Below are 16,055 nucleotides of genomic sequence, written 5' to 3'. Positions count from 1 at the left end.
CGGAGGCAAAACCCCCTGATCATGAGCGACTGGGGGCAACAACCATGCCGGAACCGGCCGGCCAGCACACCCCAAATCGTGCAACAGGAGCGGGCTACGAAAAAGACATCTGATGGGGTTAAGAGGTCAAGCAGCGGCCATCGCAAGGGTGTTGGGGAAGGCGGCTGATTCGTCGTAGGTCGAGCCGGTTTGGAGGCAGTGATAGAGGCAGCCGAGGAGTCTGTTGAAGAGGTTGCGCTGGGCTGCGGTGTGTCTGTCGCCGGAGGTTTTCCGCCGGTCATAGTGGGCGCGGGCTCCGTGGGAGCTGGTCAGGGCGGAGAACGCCCAGACGTAGCCGGCGGCGGCGAGTCTGTTGTTCTTCACCCGCCTGGCCAGGACCGTGCGGGACTTGCCGCTGGCACGGGTCACCTGGGGCTGCCCCGGCGTAGGCCTTGAGCGAGCTTGCGGTAGCGAATCGGGTGCGGTCATCGCCGATTTCGGCCAGGATCCGTGCCCCGGCAATTGGTCCGAGGCCGGGGAAGCTGGTGAGGGTCTCGGCATCCGGGTGCGTGTCAAAGAGTTCTTCGACGGCCAGGGTCAAAGCGTCGAGACCGTCGCAGGCGGCGTCGAGCTGGCCAAGCAGAGCGGTGAGTTGGGTGCCGAAGGCGGCTTCCACGCCTGGCAGTTGGTGCATCGCGGTTTCGTGGAGGACCGGGAGAAGTCTGGCAACGGCGGCATCGATGTTCCGAGTCCGGCCGGACTTGAGTAGAATCCGGCGCAGCCGGGCCTGGGTCAGGGCGGCCGCCCGCGACGGTGTGGGCGCGGTGCGGAGCAGGAGCCTGGCGGCCGGACTGCTGAGGTCTGCGGTGTGGGGGAAGGCTTTCAGCGCCGACGGATAGTATTCGCGCAGGAGGGAACGGATGCGGTTGGCATGCTGCTGCCGGTCCCAGACCGCGTCCTGTTGCGCTCGTGCGAGCACGGCGATGGCCTGGACCAGTTCCGAATCCCGAGGCAGGGGCCGGTGGGCGTGGCGGTCGGTGCGCAGGATGTTGGCCAGTGCCGCGGCGTCTTGGGCGTCGGATTTCTTGCGGGAGACCGTGTGCCGTTCGCGGTATCGGGCCACGGCCATCGGGTTGATGGCGTAGACCTCCCGGCCGCTTGAGCGCAGAGCTGCGACGAGGAGGCCGCGTGTGGTTTCGATGGCCACCGGAACTCGGTTTCCGGCTTGGTCTCCGTGGGTGGAAAGCAGGTCCAGCAGTTCCGCCAGACCTGCGGCCGTATCTTCAATTCTTTGCGAGGCCAGCAAGCGGCCCTGTTGGTCCACGAGTGCGATGTCGTGGTGTCCCTCTGCCCAGTCGATACCGCAGAACACTTCCGTCATTTGGCTGTTCCTTCCCCTGTCGTCGGTAGCTGCAGAGGACCGTTTCGACTTGGGACAGTTGCGACCTAATGGAAGAGCTCGACGGCTCGACATCTGATTGGCATTCACGTCACTGTCGGATGCTGCCGGGGCCGGGTCTTAGTGTGAGAACTCTGGGTTCGCGTTTCTGGTCGAGACGTTGGCCGGCAGCAAGCCCCCGGAGGTCAACCTACGTTCCGTGGTGTGAGGGAGCCAGAGGGACTATCTTTTTCGACGGCTCCAGGCCACGGTAACGGGAAGTCCTCATCTGGCTCCCTCACGTCCCATTAGGTAACGGGGGTGAGCCATCCCCGTATGCCGTTGTGTTCCTCGCAGAATGCCTCGGACGAGAAGGAGCGGATTATTCCACGGTAGCTGGAGCAGACTTCTACCGTTGCCCTTGCCGCGCGGTCGGCAGCTGACATGCTACTGGCGGGAAGAATCCTTGGGCAGCCGGGCGGCCAACTTCCACGCGGCCGGCATGGCGGCCGCCGCAACCAGGGACTTCACGATGCCGCCGATGATGAACGGGTACAGGCCCCACTCGAGCGTCTGCTGCAGGCCGGCGCCCAGCGAGATAGACAGCCAGATCATGCCAAAGACGAAGGTGATCACGGTGCCGGCGAGGAAGGAAACCATGGCGCCCAGGAACCTCTTGTCCCAGTTGCGCTTGGCCAGCCAACCGGTCAGGCCTGCGGCCGCAACGAAGCCCACCAGGTAACCACCGGTCGGCCCGACGGCAGCGGCCAGACCGGACGAGGCCTCCGAGAACACCGGCATGCCGGCGACACCGGCAACCCAGTACAGCGCCATCGCCAGCATCCCGCGGACCGGGCCCAAGGTGCTGCCGACCAGCAGCACGGCCAGGGTCTGGCCGGTGATCGGGACCGGCCACAGCGGCACGGCCAGCTGCGCCATCACGGCGGTCAGGCCGGCCCCGCCGACAACCAGTGCGGTGTTGGCCAGGGCGGTGCTGGGGACGAGGGCGTCGGCCAGGACACCCTGGCGCGCGACGGCGGTAGTACTCATTTATGCTCCTTCTCGTTGCCCGGCCTGTATTGTCGGCCAAACGGTACTCTGTGGGCTATTACTGGGACTTACCCGAAATCCTGTATACGAACGGGGCGGATTGCTCATCGGTCCAAGCTTCATATGAATTACTCTTTTGGAAGAGCCGTCTTTCGGACCCTGCAGGGTGCACCCAAAGAATGGATCCGTCCGTTGTTACGTCGTCCACAATGCCGGAACAAATTGTCCTGCCGTTCAAACGAACATCGATAGAAACGCCCTTGAGCGCGGTCCAATCCTCGACTCGCCTGGGCTTCATGGCAGTCAAGTGTGAAGTCTTGTCCATGAGTAACTGCTTTCCAAGTTAGTGCCCTCGACCGAGTTTGCATCAAGTTTCGGGTGTGTTTGGGTGGCACCCACTGTCTCTGCTCTTGCTCTTTTCGTAGTGATAGAGGGTGGCTAATGGGCGGTGGAGCATCGTAATCGTGGCGTTAGGATTGACGATCCGGGTGATCGTCCGATGCCCCACCGCAGCTAGTGGGCAGCAGTATGAGTTGTTGCGACGCACACTGCTGTTCGCTCCCTAGAAGGAGCGCTCGTCCATTCCGTTGTATTCGCTGAGCGGGCGGATCAGTGAGTTTGATTCCAGTTGCTCCATGATGTGGGCGGTCCAGCCGGTGATGCGGCTGGCCACGAACAGGGGAGTGAACATTTCCGTGTCGAACCCCATCAGGTGGTAGGTGGGGCCGGCGGGGTAGTCCAGGTTCGGTTTGATGTCCTTCGCCTCGGCCATGGCCTGTTCCAAGCCGTCGTAGAGGCCGAGAATTTCGGGGCGGCCGTAGTGTTCGATCATCCTGTCCAAGGCGGCCTTCATAGTCGGTACCCGGGAATCGCCGTGCTTGTAGACCCGGTGGCCGAAGCCCATCACCTTCTGCTTCCCGGCCAGCGCCTGCTCCATCCACGTCCGGGCGCGGTCGGCGGCTTCCTCACGGGGCTCGTCGGACCGGATGCCGATTTGTTCGAAGGTGTGCATGACCGCCTCATTGGCTCCGCCGTGCAGCGGGCCCTTCAGCGCGCCGATCGCACCGGTCACGGCCGAGTGCAGGTCGGACAGCGTGGAGGTGATGACCCTTGCGGTGAAGGTGGAGGCGTTGAACGAGTGCTCCGCGTACAGGATCATGGAGACGTTGAACGCGTCCACGACCTCGGGGGCTGCCTCCTCGCCGAAGGACATCCAGAGGAAGTTCGCCGCGTAGCCCAGGTCGTCGCGCGGTTCCACCAGGTCCTGCCCGCGGCGCCGGCGCTGGTCGTAGGCCACCACCGCAGGAAACGCGGCAAACAACTCCAGCGCCTTGGCCATGTTCACCTCGGGTGAGGAATTCTCGGCCAGCCGGTGGCTGGCCCCGATCACGCTGGCCGCCGTCCGGCAGACGTCCATCGGGTGGGTGTCCAGCGGCAGTGAATCGATGACCGACTTCACTGCCGGATCCAGTGCGCGGCCGCCGCGTTCGGCCGCCGTAAAGTCGTGGAGCTCGACTGTGTCGGGGAGTTCGGAGTTCCACAGCAGGTAGGCCACCTCTTCGAAGCTGCACTGTGCGGCCAGGTCCTGGACCGGGTAGCCGCGGTACAGCAGCGAGTTGGTTTCCGCGTTGACCTTGGAGATCTTCGTGGTGTCGACGACGACGCCGGCCAGCCCTTTCCTGACGTCGATGGTTTCGGTCTGCATATCCACTCGTTTCTTGTTGGCGCCCATGGTTCGGGGCACGGTTTAGAGGTTGGTGTAGTCGGTTTCCAGATCCGGGACCTGGAAGTTGAAGATGCCGGTGTCGAACTGGTTGTAGGCTTCGTAATCGACGAGCTCGTAGAGCCGTGCCCGCGTTAGCATCTGGGGGACGGCCGCCTGCTGGGTTCCGTCCGCCTTGATCGCGTCCAAAGTCCGCTCGGCGGCCCCCATCGCGCTGCGCAGCAGGGTCACCGGGTAGATGACCATGTTCACGCCTACCGAGGAGAGTGCCTCGGCGGTGAACAGCTCGCTCTTGCCGAATTCGGTCATGTTGGCAAGCACCGGCACGTCCACGGCGTCGCGGATGGCGGCGAATTCCTTCAGGGTGCGCATGGCTTCGGGGAAGATGGCGTCCGCGCCGGCGTCGACCAGCGCGCGGGCGCGGTCCTGCGCCGCGGCGAGGCCGTCCACGGCCCGGATGTCGGTCCGGGCCATGATCAGGAAGTTCTCGTCCCGGCGGGCGTCGGCGGCGGCCCGGATCCGCTTGCTGGCGGTCTCCAGGTCCACTACGTTCTTGCCGTCGAGGTGGCCGCAGCGTTTGGGGTTGAACTGGTCTTCGATGTGGCAGCCGGCCAGGCCGGCGTTTTCCAGTTCCTGCACCGTGCGGGCCACGTTCATTGGCTCGCCGAAGCCGGTGTCCGCGTCGACCAGGGCGGGCAGATCGGTCATCCGCGCGATCTGCCCGGCCCGGGTGGCGACTTCGGTCAGCGTGGTCAGCCCGATGTCCGGCAGCCCCAGGTCATTGGCCAGCACGGCGCCGGAAATGTAGACGCCGTCGAAGCCCTTCTCCTGGATCAGCCGCGCCGAGAGCGGGTTGAACGCGCCGGGAAACTGCTGCAGCTTCCCGGAGGCCAGCCCCTCGCGCAGTGTCCGGCGCTTCTGCTCCGGGGTGGTTGTGGAGTAGAGCATTTAGAACAGCCCCTTCGGGCCCGCGGAGAGGTCGATGACCCCGTCGGCGGCCTGGATGTTCAGCTGGTCGAGCTCTCCGGCGGCCAGTTCGGGCAGGCGCTCGGCGGCGGCCAGGAACCTGTCGATTTCGGCATCGTCGACGATGCCCTTGGCCAGGGTCCGCAGCTTGTTGACGTACTGTTCCCGGCCGAATTGGCGGGCGCCCAGCGGGTGGGCATCGGCCACGGCGATTTCGTCGGTGATGACCGTGCCGTCGGTGAGCGTGATCTCCACAGAGCCGCCGAACGCCTTTTCGGCGATGTCCAGCGAGTGGTAGCGGCGGGTCCATTCCGGGTCTTCCTCGGTGCTGACCTTGTTCCAGAGCGACACGGTGTCCGCCCGGGCGGCCCGCTCGGGGGCGTAGGAGTCAACGTGGTGCCAGGCGCCGTCCTGCAGCGCCACGGTAAAGATGTACGGGATCGAGTGGTCCAGGGTTTCGCGCGACGCCGTGGGGCTGTACTTTTGCGGGTCGTTGGCACCGGAACCGATCACGTAGTGCGTGTGGTGGCTGGTCTTGATCAGCACGGACTTCACGTTGTCCGCGTCGGTGGCTTCCGGGTGCTCGCGGTGCAGCTTGCGGGCCAGGTCGATCCAGGCCTGGGCTTGGTATTCGGCGGAGTGTTCCTTGGTGTAGGTGTCCAGGATGGCGCGCTTCGCCTCGCCAGGGGCCGGCAGCGGGACGGTGTAGGAGGCGTCTGGCCCGTCCAGCAGCCACGCGATGACTCCGTCTTCGCCTTCGTAGATCGGCACCGGCGAGGTCTGGCCGCGCATGGCCCGGTCCACTGCTTCCACCGCCATCTTGCCGGCGAAGGCCGGTGCATGGGCCTTCCAGGTGGAGATTTCGCCCTTGCGCGATTGGCGGGTCGCCGTCGTCGTATGCAGCGCCTGGCCCACGGCCTGGAAGATGGTTTCCACGTCCAGGCCCAGCAGGGTGCCGATGCCCGCGGCAGCGGACGGACCGAGGTGGGCCACGTGGTCGATCTTGTGCTTGTGCAGGCAGATGGCCTTGACCAGGTTTACCTGGATCTCGTAACCGGTGGCGATGCCGCGCATCAAATCGCGGCCGTTCGCGCCCACGTGCTGGGCCACCGCGAGGATCGGCGGGATGTTGTCACCCGGGTGCGAGTACTCAGCGGCCAGGAACGTGTCGTGGTAATCCAGTTCGCGCACGGCCACGCCGTTGGCCCAGGCCGCCCACTCCGGGGAGGTCTTCTGCATGATGCCGAAGATCCCGGCGCCTTGACCGCCGCCGGAGACCGGGTGGCATAGCGCCTGTGCGCGTGCGGCAACAATCGGGCCGCGGTTCAGCGACGCGATGGCCACCGAAGCGTTGTCGATAATCCGGTTGATCACCATTTCGGCCACGTCGGCGGAAACCTCCACCGGGTCGGTGGCCACCCGGGCGATCTTGTAGGCAAGCTGGTCTTCGCGCGGCAGGTTCTCTTCACTGCGGTAGACACGCACATGGTTCTCGACGGTCATTAAACTGTCCTCTCGGCTGATGATGACTGGTGGGCGGATTTGAGATGTTCGAGGCTGTGATGCAGGTGGATCAGCGTCGCGGCTGATGCCAACTGGCTGTCGCCCGCGGCGATGGCGCCGGCGATGTTGGCGTGCTCGGCGGCTGCAGCCAGCAAACGATCCGGGTTATCCCGGGCGAGTCGTCGAATCCGCACCAGGTGCACACGGAGAGTCTTTAGGGCCTGACTCAGATAGCTATTGGCGGTCGCTTCATCGATGCACATATCAAGGCGGGCCACCAGTTCGTAGTAACTGTGCCGCTCCGGATCGTCTCCACTCAGCAGGGAGGCCGCTGAGGCGAATTCTTGCTGGAGGAGGCGAAATTCCTCTGACTTGCCGCGACGCGCTGCAAGCGATGCAGCCCGACATTCCAAGGCGCTACGCACCTCGAACAGTTCTTCGGCCTGGTCCAGGGAGACGTTAGTAACCACAACGCCGCGGCCACCGTGAGGTTCGACCAAGCCTTCGGCAGTGAGCCGACCCAAGGCCTCCCGCAGTGGGGTCCGGGAAACACCCAACCTGGATGCCTGCTCAACCTCGCCCAGAACCGTCCCCGGAGGCAAACGCCACTCGACGATGTCCTCATATAGGGCCGCATAAGCCCGCTCGCTGGCACGCACGTGGCCCAGTGTATACACACTGAGCCATCGAAGGCCACATGTTTCGAAAAATACGAAGCAGTGTATACATGACAGGGATATTCCCCGAAGACACGTCGAGCGCAGCAGTGGGCCTCAGCAGCCGATTCCACGACGCAATTGTGAGAAGCGGTCGCCAGGCAACGCTTTCAGTGTCCAAACGACAGCAGGATCTGACTTACGAGAAGGGGTAGTGCGAAATGTATGAAGGTGTGAATAAAGCGGAGTAGGGCCAGGGCAATATTGTGTTGCAACGCCAGTGACACTCTTCTCTGAGAGCTAGCGGCGACGCTCAACATAAAACGGGCTGACGCTCAACAAAAAACGGGCTATCGGATCGGCAAGAGCATGAGTGATCCCTGGGACCTCGCGTAGGCAGCCGCCCGAGTCCGAAGAATGAGGCAAATGTGGATTGAGACATGCAGGAGGGGCCCCGAATTCGTCATTAACATGCTAGGCTGCGGGTCTTTCGCCCGTTTCAGGGCCCGCGTCGGTCGCGCGCGGCGGTGGACATCCCGCCACCATCCTTCAACGGATGAAACTGTAAGGAACAATGATTCTCGGTCGGCCTGACTCGGGAGCGGCCGAGTGGCCCACAGCGGCACCGCCCGGAACGTTGGAGCAGGTTGCAAGGATAGGAAAATGAGCACGATCAATGCATCCCCTGGCATCAGGGTTACCTCTGACGCGGCATATAACATCCCTTCCGAGCGCATCATCATCGCTGCCGTCGTCGAGTGGCGGGGGAGGATTGCCTTGTTTAGAAGAAGCCGCAGATCTGGCCACGATAGCGGCCGTTGGCACTGCATTACCGGATATGTGGAAGCCGGGGCAACGCTCGAACAGCAGACTTTTGAAGAGCTGTTTGAAGAAACGGGGCTGCAGGCCAAAGACCTTTTAGCTCTCCGGCAAGGACCGGACCTGGTGATCCTCGACGGCTCGGGAACTTCCTGGCTCGTTCACACTTTCACTGCCCTGACATCCCGCCGGAGACTGAAACCAACTGGGAACACAACTCCTATCGGTGGACCGCCCCGCACAAGGCGAAGCGATTCACTAATCCCGTCATCTGGCTGGACAACGTGCTCTACGCCACCGGCCATTGCCCCCTACCTTCCCGGCACTCCAACCTTTGGCCGGCACCACAACCGTTACAGCAGCTAGACCGGTGAGCGAGTCAATGAAAGCCATGGTCAAAGGCGACGCCAGTCGTGAACAGCAGGGCGCCAGCGCCGGGGCTCAAGTCAGCGGCACCGTCCTGCTAGAAGGCGTAGTCGAGCATGGCGACGCCCGCGGGCGCGAGCTGGGTTACCCTACGGCCAACATTTTCGTGCCGGACGGGGAGCCCCGGGATGGTGTCTGGGCGGGCACCGTCCACCTTTGGCCTTAAGGGCTGGGCAAGCCTTATGCTGCCGCAGTCTCGGTGGGGCGCCGCCCGACGTATTACCGCAAAGGGACCCGGCTGCTGGAAGCACACCTTCTGGATTACAGCGGGAACTTGTACCGCCGCACCGTTCTGGTGACCCTGCACGTTTACATACGTCCTCAATGCAGATTCCGCGGAACCGAGGAGCTTGTAACCCAGATCCGCGACGACGTGGCGCGCGTACGATCCTGGGCCGCCGGGTCGCCGCCCTTTCAGCAACTCGACAACCGGCGGATCTCGGCATTGTGATTTCCCCGTGGATGAGGAGAAGTATGAGCACAAGACCCTTGCCTTCGCCGAGAACGGCCCAGTTTTCGAGTAGACCGCCCTGCGTCCAGGTGACCGGATCTTGATCAGAGAGCTCTCCGGCTACATGCAAGAGGCGACCGTTGATCAAACCTCTCATGCCGGAGACCTTCTCTGGGTACGGTATTCACAGTTGAACTTGCGAAGGTTGATTTACGCGGCTGAAATATCCGGAATTACTTGCCGACCGGTTGATTTTGAAGTACCTCGACTTGTCGCCTTGACCAAATTCGCCCGTTAGCGATCGAAGAGCGGGAGAGGCCCGGTTCAGCGCTACTTCTTGTCCATGCGGCGAAGTTGTGTTCCAAAGATCGCGAATACCGCTCCGACGCCTGCCACGAACGCACTTACACCGTATGCGAGCACCGACGTCATTAGTGAGGTGCGGAGCGACGCGGCTGTCGCAAGCGATGCGCTCTGCCTCCGGAGCTCGCGCTCCTCCTCGCTATCCTTCGCAACGCTTCGCAAAGCGTCACTGATATCGGCGAATGTGCGTCCACCCGCGGCACGCTCAGCGTTGCCCTTTATAACCAGAGCCTGCACGTATGCCGTCACCGGGTCCTGCACGCTCTTGCCGGGGAAGGCAGGTGCATTTGCCGGCACTGCGATTCTCTCCTCTCGCAGTTGCTTCGTAACTAGGCACCAGGCCGCCGCGCCTCCCACTAGAAATGTCGCTCCCGCAACGTTTGCAATGCCTCCCACGCGGTGCAGGGCGGAGAATATGGGTTGCGTGCTCATACATGATCCTTTCGCAGCGGGGAGGGAGGCCGCTAATAGACTCGAGCCCGTGAGCTTCCATTCGAATGGGCGCCGAGCCGCACAGTGAACGTTCGGAGCGACCTTCAGGCTTCTTCTTGTAAGCCGTACACAATCGGTCCAGAGACAGCCCAAAACAGATTACTTGATCTTGCCTGACTCTCCGAGTAGATGCCAGGTGCGTGCATGGTGACCAGCCGTCGAGCTTGTCCAGCGCTCTCAGGCTCAGTGTTGCGTCCGCCGGCTTCGAGGGCTTCGACGAGTACCACGAGCGACCCGTGGACCCCTAAAAGTTTCCGTATCCTTCCCGGCCATCCATGAAGACGTATCCAGGAATTGGGCTCTCCGTAGCGCAGGCGATCCCACTTCGACGTGTAAGCGAACCGGTCGATGCCGCTGGTTGCACAGGTCTTCGTAAGCTCAGCGTCGGCCTCTCCCAGCAGAAGAACCTGATTTAGCGACACGAATAGTTGGGGTGCTGGACGAACGCGATGATGCGGAGAACATGAGCACCGGGGGCGCTGCGCCAAATGATAAAAATGCCGTCGGCAACTGTGGTTCGCCGGGACTTTGTGAGGTCCCGGCTGGCGAAGAAGCAGCCGCCGAAGGGGTGGCAGCACTTTATCGTCCACGCCGTCACGCACGGTCCGAAACGGCCAGCGGCTACGAGGGAGCGGCGGCCGCTGAGATGGCAGGAGCCAAGGCGGGGGAGGGCTCGGACAGGTGGGGATGGAACCCGTTGCGGGAGCACGTGGCAAAGTCCACGGTCCGGCCCGAGACGTCCCTGATCGCGCTGGTCTGCGCCGGGTAGGAGAAGACCATCGGCAAGGACTCATGGCGGTCCTCGAGTGCTAGCCACATGGACTACCCGACCCGGCTCATTTCCTGGGGAAACACCGCAGGCCCGGTCGAGCAGATCATCCTCGACAGCGCCGCACGCGCGCAGGACCACGAAGTCGCATGAGAGACCTCGCCGGGCGGAACCCAACCGCCCGGGAAGACACCCGGCCACTCCCCACGTGATGGCCGGGAACCTTCCCAAGATCGGGTGGTCTGCCGCCGCGGTGCGAACCTGCGGAAGCAGCTCATCAGCAGCGGACCGCCGTTCGACGCGGCACACCAAGGAACCAACACAATGGCGCAGCCACCATGGCAGACAACGAGGCCTGCGCGGTGGCTCCACGGGCACATAGGTTGCCCCGTAAGCTGTCCAGGTTCGTCGCATCATTCAGCTGGGCTGGATCACAGTTTTCCTTGGTCCGAGGAGCGGAAAAGGGCTGGCCAACAAGCCGGCACTTTTCTGTTTAACCACGCCCTGAACGGTCACGCCGGACGTTCCCCCCCGTTACCGCACCAGGGCAATGGGTGTTGAATCAGTCGATCCAGAGCGGAGTAAGGGCTTCGCTGGCTACTGCTGAAACACTCTGTCCGCAGCGGTCGGTGAGCCTGGCACGTTGAGGCTTGAACCAGGGGAGTGGCTCCGACCCGGCCCGTGCGCTCCGGAGCCTGTACACAGCCGCCGTTTACCCAGGGTGAGGGTGCGCAGGGGTGGTGACGTGGTGGTTGTGCGCAGGCGGTCAGGTGGGAGCTTGCTCCGCCGGTTTGACTCCGTCGGAGTGCCTTTTTGATCTTCAGATTCGGGCTGATGTTCGTTTCGGTTTTTCGGCGTTGCCGCCGGGCTAGGCTGAGTGCATGGCAACCCTCGACATAGAACAGACACGCAACCAAGCCCGGGCACTCCTTGACTCCCGCATTGAATCCGTCACCGCCCTGGTCTTGACCCGGCAGCGGATCACGGACCCGAAAGAGTAGCTGGCCGAAGCTGAACGGGACGATAAGCGCGCATACGTGCGTGCCACCAAGGACGGATGGAGCCCCGAAGAGCTAAAGAAGCTCGGCCTCGAGTCAGGGGCAGCAGGGCGGCGCAGGAAGGCAACCAACCGTGCCACTGCTGAGAGTCCCGCATCGGCGGTTGCGGACGAAAGCCGGCTCCGTCACCCACAGGTACACCTGGGTGATGGGCAGCCCGCCCAACGCGGCCGCGAGGAAGTACGAGGAGAGAATGTCTTCGGCTTTGGGATCGAAGTAGGCGTCCGGCTTGGATCCCGGGACCCGCGAACCGACCGAGAAGTGCTGCGTGAGCTTGTATGCCTTCTCTTCGTCCGTGACGTTGAGAGCGGGTTCCACCACCAGTGAGGTTCCTCCTGGGCGATTTTCTGCGGATCGAACACCCTGGACCAGGCACGGGAGGGCCATGGCATGGATGGAAACAATGGCCACGGTAGATGGGGATTATCCGGTGCTCAAGAGCTAAGCGGGCACCGGGCAGCCGCCTAAGCCGTCTTGGCCTTTACGACCTTGAGCGTGTCTTTATGGGAGCCGCCGCCAGAGGAGTGAACTTCGAAGGTGTAGGTCGTCTTCGGTTCAAGGCCGTACAAGCCCAGCTTCCTCAACTTGGATGCGTCTGCCCGGGTCTTCCCGGAAGCAAAGCAGGGATCCTCGTCGTACTCCTTGTCCAGGATGATCGTGCCGACGTATTTCCGGCTCTTGGCCTGCGAGCCCTTGTAGACCGTGGTCGCATAGAGCGCGGCCCATTTTTTATGCGAAGAGATCTTCAGGCACGTGAGGGAACCCTTGACCTTGACTCGCTTGCCCGTAATGGGGTTTTCGATTTCATCGAAATGATTCTTATATGTCTTCGCCGTTACCTTGCTGACCGCGGCCGGTCCTTTGACTGCCGCCGAAGCGGGAAGGACCGGTCCAGCCAGCAAGACCAAGGTCACCGACATACCCAAACAAACAGCCCCAAATTTCCGCATTTTCCCAACATCCATTAATCCGTGCACCGAATGACTGTGCCACCCGGACCGGCTAACGCGACACGGTATCGGACCGTTCACCGGCTCAGCAGGCAGCCTCACTTGAGTTCGAGTGACCTGCAACGTGAGCGCCTTGGTCTTTCAATATATTCGTGGGTGGCGCTACGGAATCTCAGCTCCAGAGAGCGGAAGCGGCCCAGTCCGATGGGGCGCAGATGTGCGATATAGGCAGTAGCTTTACATCTGGGTAGCCGCGAAGCACCGCCGGCAGCAGCTTCGGACGTCCGATTCCTCGATGCTTGAGCATGTGCTGAATGAGACTCAGCTGGCCGTAAGTCCGGTTCATATCGTTGCGCGCTTTATCGAGAGCTGGGTATTTGGCCGACACTCGGTAGTTTTGGCTTGATCGCGTGAACCTTGTTGAAGAGTCGTCCGTGGTGGGCGCAGATGTTCCGTACGACGTTTAGCGACTTCATCCACGACTCAAGCTGGGGTGCAAGCCAGACCGAACTTATCGGCGACACTGTCTTGGATGTGGCGGGGCGAAAAACCGTGTAGAAATCGTCTTCACGGTGATGCTCGGTCTGGCGCCGAAATGGGTACCAGTAACCGCTCAGTCGGTAGTAGTTGACGTCCTGGAGATGCTTGATCGCCGCGTTCCGATCGCCAACATCCATCCCTCGGGAGGCGAGTAGATCGACCTGCTCCTCATAGGTCCTAAACGCCTTCAAGGCTTCCGGCAACTGCGCCTCCCTCGCCGAGAAAGTGAAGACCGGCCCTGGACCTACCGAAGTAGGCGGAACCGGTCGTAGTGCATTCAACTATACCCGAGTTAGTTTGGCTTGCTGGTATTGGAGGGGGTTGGCGCCGCAACGTTGCGTCCGCTGGACACTTAAGACTTGGGGCGGCAAGTGTCATGAAAGATGATCCTCAGCCCTAAGCTGACGCACTTTTCGGAGCTCTGCTGACGTCAGCTTGAGGTGTTCCCTAGCTAGGGATCTCCGCGAGCTGAGGACGACGAGTTGCTGCGTGACCTTAGGGCATGGGGAGGCGCAGGCTCTGTAGTGGAGTCGGAACTGGAACGTCGTGCCATGGCGCACGACGCTTCCCACTATCTTCTCCAACCGCGGGCTGTAGTCCGTCCCGGTTCCGTGACGGACATGGCGGAGCTTTTCCGGGTCCTTGATGGCCATGGCATGGGGCTCACTTTCCGCTCCGGCGGGACCTCCCTGTCGGAGCAGTCGGTTTCGGACCAAGTCCTGGTAGACACTTGCGTGCGGTGCGGCGAGTGGAAGAGAGTCATCCTTGAGCTCCTCTAAAGACATGGACTCGGAAATTGGCCGGCAGTGACGCACCGTCGATGGCGCAGCGGCTGGGGCCGTCCGAAGCACTCTCCCGCTATGCAGGAGAAAACGCCACTGAGGCACCGGTCCCGGACGGAACACCTCACGAAAGATTGCTCCGCTTGTAGTGCCTCCTCCCGTTGTACGCCAAGGGGGCGGGCAGCCCTCCGAGCCAAACCGTTGCTTCCGTGGAAGGTTTTCCCGCGGATTTGACTATCGAAACGAGCGGCGAGGGCACCGCAACCGGTTCAAAACGGCCGTTGGAGGTCTCTATGCCACGATTTTCGTCGCCGGTTGTTGCTCGTGGAGGAGCAGGATTTGGCGGTGAGGCACCGAGTCGTGGCGATGATTGATGGTCCTTGTGACCATCCGGTGCCTCACCGCAGATTAGGGTAGGCCGTTGCAAGGGCCATATGTGGGGCTGCTGTTTCCAACGTTGCGCGCCAACCGAGCGGAGCAGTACATGAGCCGGTTGCCCCGATGCGGGTTCAGCCTTGCAATACGGCTCATGACGAGGATCAGCATGGACGCGGCATGCTCACGCTCCTGAGACCATTAGCCGAAAAAAGTGGGGTCGGTCGAGGCTTGACTCCATATCCTTGATTTGCCTCATCATGCCCCCAGGATAGGCGGCCGAGCCGATGCCTAAGTCACTATCTCGAACAATCCTGCAGCGCCCATTCCTCCACCAATACACATCGATACCACGGCGTAGCGCGCGCCCCTGCGGCGGCCTTCGAGGAGTACATGGCCAACGAGACGTGCTCCCGTCATGCCGTATGGATGCCCGATGGCAATGGCACCACCGTTCACGTTGAACTTTTCCGGGTCGATGTCGAGGCGTTCTCGACAATATAGTGCTTGAGACGCGAATGCCTCGTTTAGCTCCCAAAGATCGATCTCATCAGTAGTGAGCCCGTGTTGCTGCAGTAACTTGGGTATCGCCGCTACAGGGCCGATACCCATTTCGTCCGGGTCGCAGCCCGCGACTGCCATACCTCGATAAACGCCAAGAGGTGTAAGTCCACGCCTGGCAGCTTCCTGTTTTTCCATCAGCACCGAGGCGCTGGCACCGTCTGATAGTTGTGAAGCGTTGCCTGCCGTTACAGAAGCGTGTTCGGTGACGACTCCGTCATCCAGGACTGTTTTCAACCCGGCGAGGTCGGCGAGTGTGGTCGCTGGCCGGTTGCCTTCGTCGCCGGTCAACGTGAAATCTTCATCGCGGCTCACGCCCGTGAGCTTGTCTACCTTCTTCCGGGTTCCCTTGAAGGCTATGATTTCCTCGTCGAAGCGTCCCGCGCTCTGGGCAGCAGCAGTTCGGCGCTGGGAAGTGAGCGCGAACTCATCCTGGGCCTCCCTGCTGATCCCATATCGTGCCGCAACGATCTCGGCTGTATGCAGCATGGGCAAATATATCTCAGGACGTTGTTCGGCGAGCCAGGGATCGATTGCACGGTGCCTGTTTTGGTTTTCGTTCTGAACCAGCGAGATGGATTCAACGCCGCCACCCACGACGACCTGCATACCGTCTGCAGTGATCTGCTTCGCGGCTGTTGCGATCGCCATCAGGCCAGAAGCGCATTGCCTGTCGATTGTCATCCCAGGCACGCTCACAGGTAGGCCGGCCCTGAGAACGGACTGCCGCGCGACGTTGAGTCCTGTCGATCCTTCCTGCATCGCACATCCCAGGATGACATCTTCGACCTCGGCACCCTCCAGCCCTGAGCGTTCAAGTGCGGCCGACAGTACCGAGGCCGCCAGATGCTGGCCTTGTGTGTCGTTGAATGATCCTCGATACGCCCGGCCGATCGGCGTGCGGGCAGTCGAAACAATTACTGCTTCCCTCATGTCATCCTCTATTTGGAATCGGCGACGGCAAGCCGCTCCGCCAGTTCAGGGCCATGGATTCGATAGGCGCGGGGCCACGCACCGCATGGTTCGGCGCCATTTCGTATCGGACTCTCAAGCATTGTCTGGGCGGCTTTTAGTCGTTGTGATTGTGAACGTATTTGTACTGTCCCCTGAAGAACAAGAGGGGATCCTGGGCGGGGTCCGATTCGAGCGCGCGTACCCGGGCCACGACGATGGTGTGGTCCCCGCCGTCGTATTCGTCCACCAGGTCGCATTCG

General features: G+C 62.1%; 15 protein-coding genes and 3 pseudogenes. 4 read left to right on the top strand and 14 right to left on the bottom strand.

Features of this window, described 5'->3' with window-relative positions; all coding sequences use genetic code 11:
• Window positions 1-126: 126 nt before the first annotated feature.
• The 6 genes and pseudogenes from AC5RV3_RS15625 to AC5RV3_RS15600 all read right to left on the bottom strand — a co-directional run bounded on the left by AC5RV3_RS15625 (window position 127) and on the right by AC5RV3_RS15600 (window position 7,258).
• Window positions 127-1,360: pseudogene (locus tag AC5RV3_RS15625) on the bottom strand (IS110 family RNA-guided transposase).
• 444 nt (window positions 1,361-1,804) lie between these two features.
• The gene (locus AC5RV3_RS15620; RefSeq protein ID WP_494122901.1) at window positions 1,805-2,407 is read right to left on the bottom strand and encodes a biotin transporter BioY; all 603 of its coding nucleotides are present in this window, start codon (window positions 2,405-2,407) and stop codon (window positions 1,805-1,807) included.
• 562 nt (window positions 2,408-2,969) lie between these two features.
• Window positions 2,970-4,112, bottom strand: a complete 1,143-nt coding sequence (locus tag AC5RV3_RS15615) for a bifunctional 2-methylcitrate synthase/citrate synthase (RefSeq protein ID WP_494123020.1) — start codon at window positions 4,110-4,112, stop codon at window positions 2,970-2,972.
• A gap of 42 nt (window positions 4,113-4,154) precedes the next feature.
• Window positions 4,155-5,078 (bottom strand): methylisocitrate lyase, encoded by a 924-nt coding sequence (gene prpB, locus AC5RV3_RS15610; RefSeq protein ID WP_494122900.1) that lies wholly within the window; start codon window positions 5,076-5,078, stop codon window positions 4,155-4,157.
• Window positions 5,079-6,599, bottom strand: a complete 1,521-nt coding sequence (locus AC5RV3_RS15605) for an MmgE/PrpD family protein (RefSeq protein ID WP_494122899.1) — start codon at window positions 6,597-6,599, stop codon at window positions 5,079-5,081.
• The gene (locus AC5RV3_RS15600) at window positions 6,599-7,258 is read right to left on the bottom strand and encodes a GntR family transcriptional regulator (protein WP_494122898.1); all 660 of its coding nucleotides are present in this window, start codon (window positions 7,256-7,258) and stop codon (window positions 6,599-6,601) included. Before AC5RV3_RS15600 ends, AC5RV3_RS15605 begins: the two co-directional genes overlap by 1 nt.
• Before the next feature lie 660 nt (window positions 7,259-7,918).
• Between AC5RV3_RS15600 and AC5RV3_RS15595 the strand changes: the two genes are divergently transcribed.
• A complete protein-coding gene (locus AC5RV3_RS15595; RefSeq protein ID WP_494122897.1) occupies window positions 7,919-8,440 on the top strand; it encodes an NUDIX domain-containing protein in 522 nt (173 codons plus the stop codon).
• A gap of 16 nt (window positions 8,441-8,456) precedes the next feature.
• Window positions 8,457-8,951, top strand: a pseudogene (locus AC5RV3_RS15590) (riboflavin kinase).
• A 330-nt stretch (window positions 8,952-9,281) separates the two neighbouring features.
• On the opposite strand, the gene AC5RV3_RS15585 reads toward AC5RV3_RS15590, so the two are convergent.
• Together AC5RV3_RS15585 and AC5RV3_RS15580 are read right to left on the bottom strand one after the other, a co-directional pair.
• On the bottom strand, window positions 9,282-9,746 hold the full coding sequence (locus AC5RV3_RS15585; protein ID WP_494122896.1) for a hypothetical protein: 465 nt from the start codon (window positions 9,744-9,746) through the stop codon (window positions 9,282-9,284).
• Window positions 9,747-10,427: 681 nt separating this feature from the next.
• Window positions 10,428-10,625, bottom strand: coding sequence for a hypothetical protein (locus AC5RV3_RS15580; protein ID WP_494122895.1), 198 nt, complete (start codon window positions 10,623-10,625; stop codon window positions 10,428-10,430).
• Window positions 10,626-11,456: 831 nt separating this feature from the next.
• On the opposite strand from AC5RV3_RS15580, the pseudogene AC5RV3_RS15575 reads away from it, so the two are divergent.
• A pseudogene (locus AC5RV3_RS15575) lies at window positions 11,457-11,732 on the top strand (hypothetical protein); the annotation flags it as partial.
• Here AC5RV3_RS15575 and AC5RV3_RS15570 read toward each other — a convergent pair.
• From AC5RV3_RS15570 to AC5RV3_RS15555, 4 genes are all read right to left on the bottom strand, one after another.
• Complete coding sequence (locus AC5RV3_RS15570; protein ID WP_494123025.1) at window positions 11,670-11,954, bottom strand: hypothetical protein; 285 nt, start codon at window positions 11,952-11,954, stop codon at window positions 11,670-11,672. The pseudogene AC5RV3_RS15575 and the gene AC5RV3_RS15570 sit on opposite strands and share 63 nt — an antisense overlap.
• Window positions 11,955-12,097: 143 nt before the next feature.
• Complete coding sequence (locus tag AC5RV3_RS15565; RefSeq protein ID WP_494122894.1) at window positions 12,098-12,598, bottom strand: hypothetical protein; 501 nt, start codon at window positions 12,596-12,598, stop codon at window positions 12,098-12,100.
• A gap of 344 nt (window positions 12,599-12,942) precedes the next feature.
• A complete protein-coding gene (locus AC5RV3_RS15560) occupies window positions 12,943-13,260 on the bottom strand; it encodes an Abi family protein (protein WP_494123019.1) in 318 nt (105 codons plus the stop codon).
• Window positions 13,261-13,497: 237 nt separating this feature from the next.
• Window positions 13,498-13,776 carry a hypothetical protein gene (locus AC5RV3_RS15555; RefSeq protein WP_494123024.1) on the bottom strand — a complete coding sequence of 93 codons (279 nt, stop codon included), beginning with the start codon at window positions 13,774-13,776 and terminating at the stop codon, window positions 13,498-13,500.
• Between AC5RV3_RS15555 and AC5RV3_RS15550 the strand changes: the two genes are divergently transcribed.
• Window positions 13,675-13,902, top strand: a complete 228-nt coding sequence (locus tag AC5RV3_RS15550; protein WP_494123018.1) for an FAD-binding protein — start codon at window positions 13,675-13,677, stop codon at window positions 13,900-13,902. The genes AC5RV3_RS15555 and AC5RV3_RS15550 overlap by 102 nt on opposite strands.
• A 669-nt stretch (window positions 13,903-14,571) precedes the next feature.
• Here AC5RV3_RS15550 and AC5RV3_RS15545 read toward each other — a convergent pair.
• Together AC5RV3_RS15545 and AC5RV3_RS15540 are read right to left on the bottom strand one after the other, a co-directional pair.
• On the bottom strand, window positions 14,572-15,774 hold the full coding sequence (locus AC5RV3_RS15545) for an acetyl-CoA C-acyltransferase (protein ID WP_494122893.1): 1,203 nt from the start codon (window positions 15,772-15,774) through the stop codon (window positions 14,572-14,574).
• 136 nt (window positions 15,775-15,910) lie between these two features.
• Window positions 15,911-16,042, bottom strand: coding sequence for a flavin reductase family protein (locus AC5RV3_RS15540; protein ID WP_494121519.1), 132 nt, complete (start codon window positions 16,040-16,042; stop codon window positions 15,911-15,913).
• Between the last annotated feature and the right edge of the window lie 13 nt (window positions 16,043-16,055).

This window comes from Arthrobacter sp. Y3221114 (assembly GCF_059092625.1).
This window is presented reverse-complemented; position numbering and strand designations above follow the sequence as displayed.